Source organism: Bacillus sp. SIMBA_008 (assembly GCF_046535495.1).
Classification (GTDB): Bacteria; Bacillota; Bacilli; order Bacillales; family Bacillaceae; genus Bacillus; species Bacillus subtilis.
On the sequence record NZ_JAWRWL010000001.1, the window covers coordinates 843,941 to 859,525 of the forward strand.

17 protein-coding genes are annotated in these 15,585 nt (G+C 42.6%); 12 read left to right on the forward strand and 5 right to left on the reverse strand.

The annotated features are described in order from the left end of the window. The first annotated feature begins 15 nt into the window (after positions 1-15). From aspB to SB658_RS04640, 5 genes are all read left to right on the forward strand, one after another. A complete protein-coding gene (aspB, locus tag SB658_RS04620; protein WP_003230667.1) occupies positions 16-1,197 on the forward strand; it encodes an aspartate transaminase AspB in 1,182 nt (393 codons plus the stop codon). Positions 1,198-1,340: 143 nt separating this feature from the next. Beyond that, a complete protein-coding gene (gene asnS, locus SB658_RS04625) occupies positions 1,341-2,633 on the forward strand; it encodes an asparagine--tRNA ligase (RefSeq protein WP_004398777.1) in 1,293 nt (430 codons plus the stop codon). A gap of 92 nt (positions 2,634-2,725) precedes the next feature. Then, a complete protein-coding gene (gene dnaD / locus SB658_RS04630; protein ID WP_029726781.1) occupies positions 2,726-3,424 on the forward strand; it encodes a DNA replication protein DnaD in 699 nt (232 codons plus the stop codon). Between the two features lie 18 nt (positions 3,425-3,442). Then, entirely contained in the window at positions 3,443-4,102 is a 660-nt protein-coding gene (gene nth / locus SB658_RS04635; RefSeq protein WP_009967580.1) for an endonuclease III, read from the forward strand. Then, positions 4,099-4,593, forward strand: coding sequence for a YpoC family protein (locus SB658_RS04640; protein ID WP_029726783.1), 495 nt, complete (start codon positions 4,099-4,101; stop codon positions 4,591-4,593). The genes nth and SB658_RS04640 overlap by 4 nt, the downstream gene beginning before the upstream one ends. A 75-nt stretch (positions 4,594-4,668) precedes the next feature. Here the strand turns inward: SB658_RS04640 and SB658_RS04645 are convergent, their stop codons facing one another. Together SB658_RS04645 and recU are read right to left on the reverse strand one after the other, a co-directional pair. Beyond that, positions 4,669-7,413, reverse strand: coding sequence for a transglycosylase domain-containing protein (locus tag SB658_RS04645; RefSeq protein ID WP_088326351.1), 2,745 nt, complete (start codon positions 7,411-7,413; stop codon positions 4,669-4,671). A gap of 21 nt (positions 7,414-7,434) precedes the next feature. After that, a complete protein-coding gene (gene recU / locus SB658_RS04650; RefSeq protein WP_004399067.1) occupies positions 7,435-8,055 on the reverse strand; it encodes a Holliday junction resolvase RecU in 621 nt (206 codons plus the stop codon). A gap of 40 nt (positions 8,056-8,095) precedes the next feature. On the opposite strand from recU, the gene SB658_RS04655 reads away from it, so the two are divergent. After that, complete coding sequence (locus tag SB658_RS04655) at positions 8,096-9,058, forward strand: DUF2515 domain-containing protein (RefSeq protein WP_029726785.1); 963 nt, start codon at positions 8,096-8,098, stop codon at positions 9,056-9,058. Positions 9,059-9,082: 24 nt separating this feature from the next. Here the strand turns inward: SB658_RS04655 and sspM are convergent, their stop codons facing one another. Next, positions 9,083-9,187 carry an acid-soluble spore protein SspM gene (sspM, locus tag SB658_RS04660; protein ID WP_003225606.1) on the reverse strand — a complete coding sequence of 35 codons (105 nt, stop codon included), beginning with the start codon at positions 9,185-9,187 and terminating at the stop codon, positions 9,083-9,085. Between the two features lie 198 nt (positions 9,188-9,385). Between sspM and SB658_RS04665 the strand changes: the two genes are divergently transcribed. Continuing rightward, positions 9,386-9,631, forward strand: a complete 246-nt coding sequence (locus tag SB658_RS04665) for a YppD family protein (RefSeq protein WP_015251831.1) — start codon at positions 9,386-9,388, stop codon at positions 9,629-9,631. A 45-nt stretch (positions 9,632-9,676) separates the two neighbouring features. After that, a complete protein-coding gene (locus tag SB658_RS04670) occupies positions 9,677-10,048 on the forward strand; it encodes a YppE family protein (RefSeq protein ID WP_029726786.1) in 372 nt (123 codons plus the stop codon). Positions 10,049-10,089: 41 nt separating this feature from the next. Here the strand turns inward: SB658_RS04670 and SB658_RS04675 are convergent, their stop codons facing one another. Next, complete coding sequence (locus SB658_RS04675; protein WP_003230690.1) at positions 10,090-10,278, reverse strand: YppF family protein; 189 nt, start codon at positions 10,276-10,278, stop codon at positions 10,090-10,092. Between the two features lie 187 nt (positions 10,279-10,465). On the opposite strand from SB658_RS04675, the gene SB658_RS04680 reads away from it, so the two are divergent. Further along, positions 10,466-10,843, forward strand: coding sequence for a YppG family protein (locus SB658_RS04680; protein WP_015251832.1), 378 nt, complete (start codon positions 10,466-10,468; stop codon positions 10,841-10,843). Positions 10,844-10,863: 20 nt separating this feature from the next. Here SB658_RS04680 and SB658_RS04685 read toward each other — a convergent pair whose 3' ends face one another. Further along, positions 10,864-11,283, reverse strand: a complete 420-nt coding sequence (locus SB658_RS04685) for an Hsp20/alpha crystallin family protein (protein WP_029726787.1) — start codon at positions 11,281-11,283, stop codon at positions 10,864-10,866. Positions 11,284-11,420: 137 nt separating this feature from the next. Between SB658_RS04685 and SB658_RS04690 the strand changes: the two genes are divergently transcribed. The 3 genes from SB658_RS04690 to mrfB all read left to right on the forward strand — a co-directional run bounded on the left by SB658_RS04690 (position 11,421) and on the right by mrfB (position 15,536). Continuing rightward, complete coding sequence (locus SB658_RS04690; protein WP_029726788.1) at positions 11,421-11,927, forward strand: PTS sugar transporter subunit IIA; 507 nt, start codon at positions 11,421-11,423, stop codon at positions 11,925-11,927. Positions 11,928-12,029: 102 nt separating this feature from the next. Continuing rightward, the gene (gene mrfA / locus SB658_RS04695; RefSeq protein WP_029726789.1) at positions 12,030-14,279 is read left to right on the forward strand and encodes an ATP-dependent helicase MrfA; all 2,250 of its coding nucleotides are present in this window, start codon (positions 12,030-12,032) and stop codon (positions 14,277-14,279) included. Between the two features lie 15 nt (positions 14,280-14,294). Further along, on the forward strand, positions 14,295-15,536 hold the full coding sequence (gene mrfB / locus SB658_RS04700; RefSeq protein WP_088326348.1) for a metal-dependent exonucleaseMrfB: 1,242 nt from the start codon (positions 14,295-14,297) through the stop codon (positions 15,534-15,536). Positions 15,537-15,585: the final 49 nt, after the last annotated feature.

The window sequence follows — 15,585 nt, forward strand, 5'->3', positions numbered from 1 at the left end:
TAGGGGGAGTTCAAGTTGAAACTGGCAAAAAGAGTATCCGCATTAACACCATCAACCACACTGGCAATCACAGCGAAAGCGAAAGAACTGAAAGCCGCAGGCCATGATGTCATCGGCTTAGGAGCAGGCGAGCCTGACTTCAATACACCGCAGCATATTATTGATGCCGCTGTGCGTTCGATGAACGAGGGCCATACGAAATACACGCCTTCCGGTGGTTTGGCTGAACTGAAAAACAGCATTGCAGAGAAATTTAAACGCGACCAGAATATTGAATACAAACCGTCTCAAATTATTGTCTGCACTGGTGCCAAACATGCTCTGTATACCCTTTTCCAAGTGATTTTGGATGAAGAAGATGAAGTTATTATTCCAACGCCTTACTGGGTAAGCTACCCGGAGCAGGTGAAACTCGCTGGCGGAAAGCCTGTTTATGTAGAAGGGCTTGAGGAAAATCACTTCAAAATTTCGCCTGAGCAGCTGAAAAATGCAATTACGGAAAAAACAAAAGCAATCGTTATTAACTCTCCAAGCAACCCGACTGGTGTCATGTATACGGAAGAAGAACTATCTGCGCTCGGTGAAGTGTGCCTTGAACATGATATCTTGATTGTGTCAGATGAAATTTATGAAAAACTTACATACGGCGGAAAGAAACATGTTTCCATTGCACAGCTGTCAGACAGACTGAAAGAGCAAACGGTCATTATAAACGGCGTATCGAAGTCCCACAGCATGACAGGCTGGAGAATCGGTTATGCGGCAGGCTCTGAAGACATTATTAAAGCGATGACGAACCTTGCAAGCCACAGCACGTCAAACCCGACATCAATCGCACAATACGGAGCGATTGCTGCTTATAACGGGCCTTCTGAGCCATTGGAAGAAATGAGAGAAGCATTTGAACATAGATTAAATACGATCTATGCAAAGCTCATAGAAATCCCAGGGTTCAGCTGTGTGAAGCCGGAAGGTGCTTTTTACTTGTTCCCAAATGCAAAAGAGGCAGCTCAATCTTGCGGTTTCAAAGATGTAGATGAATTTGTTAAAGCGCTTCTCGAGGAGGAAAAAGTTGCGATTGTTCCAGGATCCGGATTTGGCTCTCCTGAGAATGTCCGTCTTTCTTATGCAACATCGTTAGATCTTCTTGAAAAAGCCATTGAAAGAATCAAGCGTTTTGTAGAAAAACATAGCTAACAGATCAAAAAGCGGCTGACAGAAAAGCCGCTTTTTATCTGCATTGACCCGGTTAGTTAAGAGCGGGTATAATAAAGTGATGATAAAAGAGTTCGCGGGGCAATGAGCTTCCGAATGTCTTTCTTGTTTTGGAGGGAAATATGTTGAAAACAACAATCAACCAAGTGTACAAGCACGTAGGTGAGGAAGTAACGATCGGAGCTTGGGTCGCTAATAAGCGTTCAAGCGGGAAAATTGCGTTTTTACAGCTTCGGGACGGTACCGGTTTTATTCAGGGTGTCGTAGTAAAAGCGGAAGTGGAAGAAAGCATTTTCCAAACAGCTAAATCAGTGACGCAGGAAACGTCGCTCTATATAAAAGGGATTGTCAAAGAGGACGAGCGTTCTCCGCTTGGATATGAACTTGCTGTGACAGATATTGAAGTCATTCACGAAGCGACCGATTATCCAATTACACCAAAAGAACACGGAACGGAATTTTTGATGGATCACAGACATTTATGGCTGCGTTCAAAGCGCCAGCATGCGATCATGAAAATCCGTAATGAAATCATTCGCGCGACTTACGAATTCTTTAATAACGAAGGCTTCGTAAAAGTGGATCCGCCGATTTTGACTGGAAGCGCACCTGAAGGAACAACAGAACTCTTTGCGACAAAGTACTTTGATGAAGATGCATATCTGTCTCAAAGCGGCCAGCTCTACATGGAAGCTGCGGCAATGGCTTTAGGAAAAGTATTCTCTTTCGGACCGACATTCAGAGCGGAAAAGTCTAAAACAAAGCGTCACTTAATCGAATTCTGGATGATCGAACCGGAAATGGCGTTTGTAGAATTTGAAGAAAACCTTCAAGTACAGGAAAATTACGTTTCTTTCATCGTGCAATCAGTTCTTAAAAATTGCAAAATTGAACTAAACACATTGGGAAGAGACACGTCAAAACTTGAGCAAATCAAAGCTCCGTTCCCAAGAATTACGTATGATGAAGCGATTGAATTTCTGAAAGAAAAAGGCTTTGACGATATCGAGTGGGGAGATGATTTCGGAGCGCCTCATGAAACAGCGATTGCTGAACATTATGACAAACCGGTATTCATCACTCGCTATCCGACGTCCTTAAAACCGTTCTATATGCAGCCGGCTTCTGACCGTGAGGACGTTGTGCTTTGCGCTGACTTGATTGCGCCGGAAGGCTATGGAGAAATCATCGGCGGGTCTGAACGGATTCACGATATGGAACTTTTGGAATCGCGTCTAAAAGAACATGGACTGGATTCTGACGCATATAAATGGTATGCTGAACTTAGAAAATATGGATCAGTTCCTCATTCCGGCTTCGGCCTTGGATTAGAGCGGACAGTAGCTTGGATCAGCGGAGCGCCTCACGTTCGTGAAACGATCCCGTTCCCAAGACTGTTAAACCGTCTGTATCCGTAATACATTCAAATGAAACAAAAAAGAGTCTCCTGCAAGGGAGACTTTTTACAGTAAAGGGGCAATCACAATCCTTTACAGTAAGAGGTGTGACGATGAAAAAACAGCAATTTATTGATATGCAGGAGCAGGGAACATCAACCATCCCCAATCTTCTGCTCACGCATTATAAACAGCTTGGGCTTAATGAAACTGAACTTATTCTGCTGTTAAAAATTAAAATGCATTTAGAAAAAGGATCATATTTTCCTACACCGAATCAGCTGCAGGAAGGTATGTCAATTTCTGTTGAAGAATGCACAAACAGATTGCGGATGTTTATTCAAAAAGGCTTTCTGTTTATTGAAGAATGCGAGGATCAAAACGGCATCAAATTTGAGAAATATTCTCTTCAGCCTTTATGGGGGAAACTGTACGAGTATATTCAGCTTGCACAGAATCAAACAAAGGAAAGAAAAGCAGAAGGGGAACAAAAAAGCCTTTATACCATTTTTGAGGAAGAGTTCGCAAGGCCGTTATCGCCTTTGGAGTGTGAAACGCTGGCGATCTGGCAGGACCAGGATCAGCATGACGCACAACTGATCAAACACGCGTTAAAAGAGGCTGTACTATCAGGAAAACTCAGTTTCCGCTACATTGACCGGATTTTGTTTGAATGGAAGAAAAACGGGCTTAAAACTGTGGAGCAGGCGAAAATACACAGCCAAAAATTCCGGCGTGTACAAGCAAAGCAAAATGAACCGCAAAAAGAGTATAAAAGGCAGGTTCCTTTTTACAATTGGCTTGAACAATAAAGTGAAAAGGTGACAATCGTGTTAAATCTAAAACAAATTGAATTCTGTTTAGACAAGATAGGTGACATGTTTCCTCATGCGGAGTGTGAACTGGTTCATTCCAATCCTTTTGAATTAGTGGTGGCTGTTGCTTTATCTGCGCAATGTACAGATGCACTTGTAAACAGAGTGACCAAAACATTATTCCAAAAATATAAACGGCCGGAAGACTATTTGGCTGTTCCGCTGGAAGAGCTTCAGCAGGATATTAAATCAATCGGTTTATATCGTAATAAAGCGAAAAATATTCAAAAGCTGAGTAAAATGATTATTGAAGATTACGGCGGAGAAGTGCCGAGAGACCGCGATGAGCTTGTCAAACTGCCAGGGGTCGGGAGAAAGACTGCAAACGTAGTGGTATCCGTTGCGTTTGGCGTGCCGGCCATTGCCGTAGATACCCATGTGGAGAGAGTCAGCAAACGATTGGGCATTTGCCGGTGGAAGGACTCGGTTCTGGAAGTTGAAAAGACGCTGATGCGCAAGGTTCCCAAAGAAGACTGGTCCGTTACGCATCACCGGCTTATTTTCTTCGGCAGATATCACTGTAAAGCCCAATCTCCGCGCTGTGCGGAGTGTCCGCTGCTTTCTTTGTGCAGAGAAGGGCAGAAGAGGGATAAAAAAGGACTGGTGAAACGATGACGCAAGCAAAAGAAGTGTTGGCTTCCTATGAGCAATACTTGCGCAGTCTTGGCCAGAAGAGTTCCTCGGATATGAAGAAAACCTTGCAGACCAATCCCGTGTATTTTGATTTCTGCACGGAATTACAAGGCGATTTGCCATGGGAGGACAGCGGGAAATACGTTCCGCTTTTATTTGAAGTGTGGGATGACATCAAAGCATCACTTCTCCCAGTCTTTCAAACACGAAAATCGAGATGTGACCAAAACGAAATGTTAAAGGGCATTGTGTGTTTGCTGGCTTCGTTACATTGGACAGCAGGTGAGCCGGTGAAATCGCTCGATTGGCAAGAACTGAGGGAGAAATCATATCCCGCAAAGCCGATTAATTGGGCTGAACGAGTGGAATTTATTCTTCTTAAGCCGACCCAATACCATTGCTTTATTCAGCTTGATGAGCTGTTTACCGAAATGAAAAAGCATTTTTACAAATATCATGCGATGAATCGATAAAACCTCCTGTTAAAACGGGAGGTTTTTTATTGTGTACCAAAAAAGCCATCACCCCAAAGGTGACGGCTTTTTTGTTTAATTTGTTTTTTCAATGGATGATGAGTTTGTTTGTGTTTTATTAGATGTGTCTGTTTTATTTTTATTCGTGTCAGAACCTGTTGAATCATTCTTACCAGAGTTCGAATCACCATCCGACGTATCCTGGTTGTTACTGTTGTCGTTATCGTTATCGTTTGATTGGTCTTGGTTATTGTTGTCGGACGGATTGGTGTTCGTATTGTCTTGTTTTTTGTCTTGATCGTTTGTTGAATCATCTGTCTGATCTTGATCCGTCTGACCGTCATCTTTTTGAGAATCATCATTTTGTGTATCATCCTGAGTCTTCTCATCATCTTGTTTTTCATCATCCGTTTGTTGCTGGTCTTTTTTATCTTCATCGTCTTCAGCTTTTGGCACCTCATAGGATGTGGAAGCTGTACTTTTGCCATCATCACTGACGGCTGTTACTTCGAATTTGTATACAGATCCTGGCTGCACACCCGAAATAACTGCCTCTTTTGCAGAGCTGTTTTGAATTTCCGAGTAGCTGCCGCCGTCAACAGATTGCTTTACAGCAAAGGTCGCATCTCCGTCATAATTCCAGCTTAACGTTAAAGATTGATTGTCTTTATCGTATTTCACGTTTAAACCAGACAGTTTAGCTGTTTCCTCTTTTTCTTCTTTCTCATATGTTTTAGAAACAGTAGAAGGAGCTGTGCCTTTAACAAAGTACTCTGTGAGCTTCTTATCGCTTGGCGTATTTGGCCCTGCCAGTTTTGCAGGGTTTGAGCCTTTTTCTACAGAGGCTTCCACTACGCTGTCAGGCTTCTCAAATGATCCGCTTCCGTCATCGACATCGGCGATGAGCTGGGCGAAGATGCGCTTTGCAACTTTTTGCTCTTCAGCTGAAAGTGATTTCTTTCCAGCCTCGTTTTCTCCCATTCCCGTCCAGACGGCAGCTGTATATTGCGGTGTGTAGCCAACGAACCAAGAATCTCGGGCGCCACCGCTAGCGATATTGTACCTTTTGACTTCATTATCATCAAAGTTAGTCGTTCCTGTTTTTCCTGCAACTTCTACACCAGGTACTTGTGCAAGCTGTCCAGTACCTGTCTTCACAGCTGTTTTCAGCATATCTGTAATCATAAACGCAGTATAATCACTCATGGCTGATTTTGATTTTGGTGTTAAGTCAAGCTTCGTGCCATCGTTAAATTCGATAGATTTTACAAAATGCGGTTCATTATACGTTCCGTTATTTCCAAACGCGCTGTATGCACCTGCCATTGTCAGAGGAGAAACACCATCGTTCCCACCGAAACCGCCAATAGAATAGGCCTCTGTTACATTATCTTTTGTTAAACCAAGCCCGAGTCCATTTGCAAAGTCTACAGCAGTATCTTTACCGACTGCCTGGAATGCTTTTAAAGCAGGTATATTTCTTGATTGGGCCAAAGCGTAACGCATTGAGATAGGCCCTAGATATTTGCGGTCCCAATCACGAATCGGTTTTCCGTTAGAATACGTATAAGCTGAGTCATCAATTTGTTCGTATGTGGACCATTTCTTATTTTCAATAACTGGTCCGTAGTCCAAAATCGGTTTTATGGTCGAACCAGGCTGTGCCTTAGTTTGAGTAGCATAGTTAAAGCCTCCGACAGGCTGATTGCGTCCCGCACCAATCGCTCGGACTTCTCCGTTTTTGGTATCGAGAAGCGTCACACCGCCCTGCATGCCTTCAGTAAATCCGACGGTGTCTCCGTCCATTAATTCATCTAGTTTATCTTGTGCTTTTGTATCTAATGTCGTATAGATCTTTAATCCGTCAGCAGATGGATCGACATCAGATTTTTCATCAATTTCCTTCATAACCTCTTCAACAAATGCGCTGTATTTGTTTGTACTTGCTTTTTCATATTCCTTCTGTGACACGACGCCTTCGTCTTTCACTGCCACTTTTTTCGCTTTGTTATATTGAGAATCAGAAATAAATCCTTGTTTTTTCATCAGACTGAGTACGATGTTCCGTCGTTTTTCCGCTTTATCCGGGTTTTTGACCGGGTTGTACGCTGTTGGGCTCTGCGGCATTCCTGCAAGCGTCGCAGCCTGTTCGACAGTCAATTTGCTTAAATCTGTAACGCCGAAAAATTCTTCCGCCGCTTTTCCGATTCCGTATGCTCTAGGAGAAAAATAAATCCGGTTTAAATACATTTCTAAAATTTCATCTTTAGAGTAATTGCGCTCCAGCTGAATCGAAAGCCATACTTCCTGCACCTTCCGTTTCAACGTTTTCTGATGTGAAAGAAGGGAGTTTTTGACGACCTGCTGGGTGATCGTACTTCCGCCTTCAGCCCCGAAGCCGTCTTTAAAGTTGGCAACTAAAGCACCGCCGATACGGACAGGGTCAATCCCGTGGTGCTCATAAAAACGAGCGTCTTCTGTCGCGATAAAGGCTTCTTTTACAACATCGGGAATTTCATCTATCGAGACGTAGGTCCGTTTTTCGGCGCCGACTTCGGCGATCTCTTTTCCATTTTTATCATAAATCGTTGATGAATAAGGCGTCTTCAATTTGCTTTCATCAAGTGACGGCGCATCAGAAACCATGACGGCAAATGTAACAGCACCGCCGACTACGCCTAAAACAAACAGAATGAGTAAAGTGAAAAGGGTCTTTTTAAACAATCCGCCCTTTTTTCGTTTCTTGCCTTTTTTCGGTGAAGGACTCGACTTGCTGTTCGCTTTTCGTCGAGCTTCACGGCTGTTAAATTGATCTGACATAACATCTCAACCTTTCGTTAATCAACCTTTCGCACCAGATGATGGCGAAAAATAAAGCTGTTCAATAATACTAATATAATCAATTCTGGGTGCGTATCCAAGAGAAATCGGATAAGCTGTTTCTTCCAACTCATCTTTTCGAATTGATTTTCTGCCGTTTTTTTCTTTTCTGTCCCAGAAATAAAACAGCTTATCGGCTTCCAAAAAATAAACCTGGTCGAAAGCGGATATAATAACAAAACAAATACCGTCTTGAGCCTTTACCTGCTTCATGTGCTCGATTTGATGGTCATGAAAATTCTGCAGGGGGAAAGAGGTCTTGTTTTTCGTTTCTTTCGCCTCAAAATCAATATACCGCCCTTTGTAAATCCCATTGTAGTCTGTTGTCGATGATTGTTTAAAGTAAGCTTCTTTAATCACTGCGGCACTTCTTTTTGGATAATGGACATTTACAATTTGAACAGGTGTCGGCTTTTTGTGTATAACGGCAATTTGGTTTGTCAGATAATACTTATTCGTTTCGTTTAAGTCATCTTCGAGGGTCATTCCGCGATTACTGTAAGACGGGGCCCTTTTCTGACTGTTTTGGGATGAAACCGAATGTTTCGGCTGAAATGTTTTTCCGTTAGGATACCGAATCACTTTCTCATCCTCCTTATTAAACTAATCATGACGGAAGTGAATGAACGTGCAAGAACAACAGACCATTAGAAAGCTTCTGAGCCGGATTGAGCGGCAGACAAAAATAAAAAACGCGGATAACATTTCAAGAACAAATGCTTATAAAGCATTTTACGACCGTCATCCGGAAATCAAATGGTCACTCTTGGCTTCTTTCGTTTCTCGTAATGCCGGCTGGTCAATGACTGACTTAAAAGGCAGTCTGTTTCAGCTTGGACTCCGTGAGAGACAGCAAAAATGGTTCTTTTTAGCCTATGAAAGAGCGAACTGGCTTATTTTTTCGGATGCCTATCCGCAGCTTCTTTTATACCACTGGTCAAAAAGAGTCGGGAAACCGCTGTTTCATCTTCTGCATGTGTTTGGCGTCTCACAATTTATGTCGGAAGAATGGACCCGTTTTTGGCATGAGCGAAATACGGAGCGGCTAATGTATGCCCTCATTATAAATGAACAAAACACTATCCAAACACCTATTATACAAAATCCTTCGTTTAAAAAGAATGTTTTTGACACGATTCCTTTTTATTTAAGTGACTGGTTTCATTTTAACACCGTTATTTTTCCTTCCTCAAATGGGTTTCTTTACGGCATTTCAGTGAAACGCTTTTCAAAGGCGGAGGAAAGGATAAGGCTGGGAAAGCAGCTGTCTCAATTGCTGTTCAAGCCAGAATTGTTCTCCTCTTTTTATCACTTTTTGCACACAGTGCCGCACTCAGGTTCCCGTTTTGATATGGAAAAGATGATCGGGATTACAAAAAGAACATCTCCTATGCTAAGGACATGCTACCCTGAGTTAATCCACTCATTAGACGGAACGAAAACAGATTGGTTTCATGGAAAGATAAAGAAAACGTTCTTTAGGCGCGAGGAATTGCCGAAGCAGATTGAATTGACAGACTGGTATTTACATAAAAAGCGCCAGCTTCATGCGCTTTTTGCGGTGGAGCAGTGGCTCAAAAAATAAAGAAGCAAGGAAATTCCTTGCTTCTTACGTAGAAGGGCGGTTCGGGCCGCCTAATTTTTTATCTAAAGAATCGATTGCCTTTGATTCAGTCTTTTTTTGCTGGCCGGCTTTTTTCGGTCTTGTTTTCATACGGCACCTCCTCACAAGTATCGTTTGCATTAAGGAGGAGGATCATACAATTTTTGCGGGTGTTTTTGTCGAAAACTTCAGCTTTTCGTGGAATACCTGTTTGTTTGGCGATTTGCTTCTAGTTTTGTCATGAGGAAGGAAAGAGCCTTGAGAGCAAAGAATGTTAACCGGGAGAGACAAGGAAAGGGAGGTACACGAATGTCCGGTTATGTATGCAAGACAGATATTCTCCGTATGCTTTCTGATATAGAAGATGAATTAACGCGAGCTGAGCAAAGCCTGAATCATTCTGTAAATGCATTAGAGGCTGAGATGCGGGAAACGGAAAACGATCGCCTAAGTATGCTTGAAGAAGAAATCATAGATCTTCATATTTGTATAAATGAGCTGTATCAATCGCCTGAACACAGGTATGCGTTTGAGAAGGTATACCGCATCGGCTGAATTTGTGAGTGAAATTTGGTACGATAGGCATTGAGGTGAAAGGTATTGCTATCACAAACATTGCTGGAAATGACCGAGCAAATGATTGAAGTTGCTGAAAAAGGCGCTGATCGGTATCAGGAAGGAAAAAACAGTAGTCATTCTTATGATTTTTTTGAGACGATAAAGCCTGCAGTTGAAGAGAATGATGAACTGGCGATACGCTGGGCAGAGGGTGCTCTTGAATTGATAAAAGCCCGCCGGCCAAAATATGTGCATAAAGAGCAAATTGAGGCCGTAAAGGATAATTTCCTGGAATTGGTCCTTCAATCTTATGTTCATCATATTCATAAAAAACGATTCAAGGACATCACTGAGTCAGTCCTTTATACATTGCACGCAGTAAAGGATGAAATTGCAAGAGAAGACAGCCGGTAAAAGGCTGTCTTCTTTTCGTTGTTTTTATAGGGGGCCGGACGTTAATTCATCTCATATGCCGGGCTTTCTGCTCCATTTGCTTCGAGAACCTTCATACTGTTACGAAACTCAGTTATGCTGAGATGTCCTTGAATATAGAGGAACTTGGCAAAGTCCATCAGTTTATTCATACAGTCTGTTTCATATTTCTTCATTTCTGCAAAACGTTTGCTTAAGTATGATACGTTCATTATGGTGCATCCCCTCTCATCTGTATTGAAAATATGGTACCATAATGATTCGACTTTTTTCTGTTTTTAAAAAATTTAAACTTTCGACACAATTTGACAAATGCTAATCATCACTTGTGACACAAACAATAGAAGTCATTCATACATATATAGAAGAGAAATATGTTGTGTTTAGGGGGGAATCGCAATGAACGGGAGCTCTCGAAGCTATCCTCGGCAAATGGGCTATTATTATCCTCAGCAAATGCAAGGATATTATCAGCAGGCTGCACCCGGTTATTTAGAGCAACAACTGCCTCAGCAGCATTATGGACAGCAGGATTATTATCAGCCTTATGCTCCGATCCAGCCTATGCCTATGCAGCCGCCTGTATTTTCTAACCCTTATCCTATCCCAAGGCCTAATCAACAGCAGCCTTCGCAATTTCAAAGCATTATGTCGCAGTTCAAAAAAGCCAATGGGCAATTTGATTTTAATAAAATGATGGATACGACAGGTCAAGTAATGAGTGCAATGAATCAGGTCGGATCTTTAATAAAGGGATTTACCAGCTTTTTTAAATGATAGAAGCATGAATGAATCGTTCATTCATGCTTATTTTTTGGAAAGAAAAGTGTCATTGTCTGCTCGTTCCAAGACGTTTCCATATCTTCTTGGCGAACTTCATAAGGCAGCTGAACCGTTCTTGTCATGCTTGTAAAGGTAGCCTCATTTTGGTGTTTCTGTTTTTCTTGGAGTGTTACATGGAGATACCTCGATTTAACATCAACGACGATCTCGCCATCTCGAAACGTCGCCGGAATGGTAATATCGATATACAGCCCAGTATTTTTTTCTCTGACATGTATGGTCGTCTGCACATCCTTTAAACTCGAGTTGATCAGGTTCTGAAATCCGTTTATAAGGTTGCCGAACGCTGAGGATTGGAAAAGAGTGTCGATTGCCTCCGTTATGATTTCTTCTTTCTTTTGCAGTTCGTTCTTTTTGTCATCATGGAATTCCAATATCGCCACCGCCTTTTTTAACCAGATTATGCGTCTATGCCAGATGTTGTTATAAATTGAAGCAAAATTGAAAGTGTGGTTAAATAGTGGTGAATGAAGGGATAACGGTTGAAGTGAATGAGAAGGGAGAAAATACATTGCTGAAAAAATTATTCGGAATGGGCAAAACTCAGGAAAAGGTGACAGAAGAGGTTATTTATTCTCCGGCAGACGGTACAGTAATGGACCTGTCAGATGTGCCGGACCCTGTTTTTTCACAGAAAATGATGGGAGAAGGAATAGCGGTGGAACCTTCTAGCGGTGAAATCGTTTCTCCCGCTGAAGGTGAAGTCATTCAGATTTTCCACACCAAACACGCCGTTGGCATTCGGACTCGCTCGGGAATTGAGCTGTTAATTCATGTCGGGCTGGAGACAGTCAATATGAACGGAGAAGGATTTACTGCCCACATTAAAGAAGGGGATAAAGTGAAGGTCGGTGACCCGCTGATTACATGTGATTTGGAATTAATAAAAGAAAAAGCGAGCAGCACAGTCATCCCAATCGTTATAATGAATGGTGAGGCTGTAGGATCAATGGTACCGGCAGGCGAAAAGGCTGCTCGTAAAGGCGAATCAAAGCTCCTTACAATCAAAGCGAAATAAGCAGGGCGTATGCCTTGCTTTTTTTATTCAACTGTATAAAATTTGCACCTAGCCATGCAAACAAATATTCGGTAAACTGTACTTGACAAAGAGGTGTAAAGAATGAAAAAGAAATCACTGACTGAACTCATTTCTGATTTAAAAGGAAATGAAAACGTTGTGAATTGGCATGAAATTGAGCCTCGGGAAGCAAAAACAAGGCCTATGCCCGAAAGTATAGACGAGAGAATCAAAGCGGCCCTTTCGAAAAGGGGCATTGATGAACTATATACTCACCAATATTCCGCTTTTCAATATGTGCAAAAAGGAGAGAGCATCGTTACCGTAACGCCAACAGCATCAGGAAAAACGTTATGCTACAACCTCCCAGTCCTGCAGTCCATCGCCCAAGATGAAACAAACCGGGCGTTATATTTATTTCCGACTAAAGCGCTGGCACAAGACCAAAAGAGCGAGCTAAATGAAATTATTGATGAAATGGGCATTGATATTAAAAGCTTTACATATGACGGGGATACGTCTCCGGCAATCAGACAAAAGGTGAGAAAAGCAGGTCATATTGTCATTACAAACCCCGATATGCTGCATTCTGCCATTCTACCGCATCATACGAAATGGGTCAGTTTGTTTGAAAACCTTAAGTATATCGTCATCGATGAGCTTCATACGTATCGAGGTGTGTTCGGCAGCCATGTGGCAAATGTGATCCGGCGGCTAAAGCGGATCTGCCGGTTTTATGGAAGTGATCCGGTTTTTATTTGTACTTCCGCAACAATTGCCAACCCAAAGGAATTGGGAGAGCAGCTGACAGGCAAACCGATGCGGCTGGTCGATGACAACGGCGCACCGAGCGGACGCAAGCATTTTGTGTTTTACAATCCGCCAATTGTGAACAAACCGCTGAATATTAGAAGGAGCGCAACCGTAGAAGTGAATGAACTGGCGAAAGAGTTCCTTAAAAACAAAGTGCAGACCATTGTTTTTGCCAGAAGCAGAGTTCGGGTGGAAATTATTTTAAGCCATATTCAGGAGCTTGTGAAAAAAGAGATTGGAACAAAATCAATCAGAGGCTATCGGGGAGGCTATCTGCCGAAAGAGCGAAGAGAAATCGAAAAAGGCCTGAGAGAAGGCGACATTTTAGGAGTGGTCAGTACGAATGCCTTAGAGCTTGGTGTTGATATCGGACAGCTGCAAGTGTGTGTAATGACGGGGTATCCCGGAAGTGTTGCAAGTGCTTGGCAGCAGGCCGGACGAGCAGGCAGAAGACACGGTGAATCTTTGATTATCATGGTAGCCAATTCAACACCGATTGACCAATATATTGTGCGGCATCCTGAATATTTCTTTAATCGTTCGCCTGAATCTGCAAGAATCAATCCGGAGAATTTGATTATTTTAGTAGACCACTTAAAGTGTGCGGCTTATGAGCTTCCTTTTAGAGCTGATGAAGAATTTGGACCCATGGAAGTCAGTGATATTCTTGAGTATCTTGAGGAAGAGGCTGTTCTTCACCGCAACGGCGAACGGTACCATTGGGCAAGTGAGTCATTCCCTGCTTCAAACATCAGTTTGCGTTCCGCCTCCCAGGAAAATGTCGTTATAGTTGATCAGTCGGATATTGCAAATGTAAGGATTATCGGTGAAATGGACCGTTTTAGTGCGATGACGCTTTTGCATGATGAAGCGATTTATTTGCATGAAGGCGTTCAGTATCAAGTTGAGAAGCTCGATTGGGACCATAAAAAGGCGTATGTCAGAAAAGTCGATGTCGAATATTATACGGATGCAAACCTGGCAGTTCAGCTGAAGGTATTAGAAATCGATAAAACGAAAGAAAAAAGCCGTACGTCATTGCACTACGGAGACGTCACTGTCAATGCCCTGCCGACCATTTTTAAAAAAATAAAAATGACCACTTTTGAAAATATTGGGTCTGGACCTATTCATTTGCCGGAAGAAGAACTGCATACAAGTGCAGCTTGGCTCGAAATCAAAACAGCGGATGAAGACATCGGGGAAAAGACACTGGAACAGCTGCTTCTTGGCATCTCGAATGTGCTGCAGCATATTGTCCCTGTGTATATCATGTGTGATCGAAATGATGTTCATGTTGTTTCTCAAATTAAAGCAGCCCATACCGGATTGCCAACCATATTTTTATATGATCATTATCCGGGCGGTATCGGTTTGGCGGAGGAAGTCTTTAAACGTTTTTCAGACATTAATGAAGCGGCGAAACAACTGATTACACATTGTCCTTGTCATGACGGCTGTCCGTCTTGTATAGGTACGGAAATAGAAGGGATAAAAGCAAAGGAAAGAATTTTGCAGCTGTTGGATCAAATGTCGTAAGGAGGGAGGCCGGATATGTCATTAAAAGGGAAACTCCAACGGATGAAAAAGCACATGGCGCTCGACGAAGGAGAACAAAAAATAGAAGCAGGCAAACAAGAAAACCACTTTGATGACATCCCGTTTTTAGAAGAGTGGGAGGCTTTTGGCATGAAGCCTTTCATCTTCGAAGATGAATATTGCCTCATCAGAGAAGTAGAATATCCGCTTTCTCACCGCCATGGGTTATACAGCTTTTCTGAGCTTGAGGAAGTGATCACACTGTGGAATCAAAGCGGCCTGTCGCATACATTGTCAGCAAAAGGGTATAACAAAAACAACCTCTTTTTCTTTGATACAGAAACAACCGGTCTTGGGGGTGGAGCTGGGAATACCATTTTTTTGCTTGGGCATGCGAGAGTATATGAAGACCGAGTGACAGTCAAACAGCATCTTTTGCCCAAACCGGGGAACGAAGTCGCCTTGTACCAAAGCTTTTTAAGCGAGGTTGACATTACATCACTTGTGACCTACAACGGCAAAGCCTTTGATTGGCCGCAGGTGAAAACAAGGCACACCTTGATCCGTGACAGACTTCCGAAGCTTCCGGAGTTTGGCCACTTTGATCTTTTGCATGGAGCTAGACGCCTGTGGAAACACAAAATGGACCGTGTATCTCTTGGCACGGTTGAAAAAGAGGAGCTCGGCATCCGCAGGCTAGAAGACACACCGGGCTACTTGGCGCCAATGCTTTACTTTCATTTTATCAAGGCGCAAGAGCCGGATCTTTTAAAAGGTGTCCTGCATCATAATGAAATGGATGTGTTATCACTCATTTCATTGTACATCCATATGTCTAAAAAAATCCTTTCAGAATCACATGCGCCAAAAGAACACAGTGAAGCCTATGCTATGGCGAAATGGTTTATGGCTCATAAAGAAACGGACCAAGCGATCAAGCAGTTGGAAAGGCTTATAGAAAAATCGTTTGAGGACCAGGACAGTGCACGGCTGGATTTATCGCTCCTGTACAAAAAACAAAATCGCTTGGAAGAAGCAGTGCCGCTTTGGGAAAAGCTGTCCCGCTCGCAAAACCAGAAGTGCAGGTACGCTGCTGTAATAGAGCTCGCGAAATATTTTGAGCATAAGATAAAAGAATTCGGAAAAGCATTGCAAATAGCAGAGCAATTGCTTAGCGATGCGGCATGCTTATCAGAGAAAGAAACTGAAAAACTGCATGTGAGAATTGCCCGGCTGAAGAGGAAATATTCCTCTTAAATATTCCCCGGGAAAGCGCAAAAGACGACTTGTTTCGCCATGAATTTTT

Excerpts from the sequence above, each read along its gene's own strand:
- sspM (WP_003225606.1), bottom strand. The coding sequence starts at position 9,187 with ATGAAAACAAGACCGAAAAAAGCCGGCCAGCAAAAAAAGACTGAATCA.
- SB658_RS04680 (WP_015251832.1), top strand. The coding sequence starts at position 10,466 with ATGAACGGGAGCTCTCGAAGCTATCCTCGGCAAATGGGCTATTATTAT.
- mrfB (WP_088326348.1), top strand. The coding sequence starts at position 14,295 with ATGTCATTAAAAGGGAAACTCCAACGGATGAAAAAGCACATGGCGCTC.
- SB658_RS04640 (WP_029726783.1), top strand. The coding sequence starts at position 4,099 with ATGACGCAAGCAAAAGAAGTGTTGGCTTCCTATGAGCAATACTTGCGC.
- dnaD (WP_029726781.1), top strand. The coding sequence starts at position 2,726 with ATGAAAAAACAGCAATTTATTGATATGCAGGAGCAGGGAACATCAACC.
- SB658_RS04655 (WP_029726785.1), top strand. The coding sequence starts at position 8,096 with ATGAACGTGCAAGAACAACAGACCATTAGAAAGCTTCTGAGCCGGATT.
- mrfA (WP_029726789.1), top strand. The coding sequence starts at position 12,030 with ATGAAAAAGAAATCACTGACTGAACTCATTTCTGATTTAAAAGGAAAT.
- SB658_RS04665 (WP_015251831.1), top strand. The coding sequence starts at position 9,386 with ATGTCCGGTTATGTATGCAAGACAGATATTCTCCGTATGCTTTCTGAT.
- SB658_RS04645 (WP_088326351.1), bottom strand. The coding sequence starts at position 7,413 with ATGTCAGATCAATTTAACAGCCGTGAAGCTCGACGAAAAGCGAACAGC.
- SB658_RS04675 (WP_003230690.1), bottom strand. The coding sequence starts at position 10,278 with ATGAACGTATCATACTTAAGCAAACGTTTTGCAGAAATGAAGAAATAT.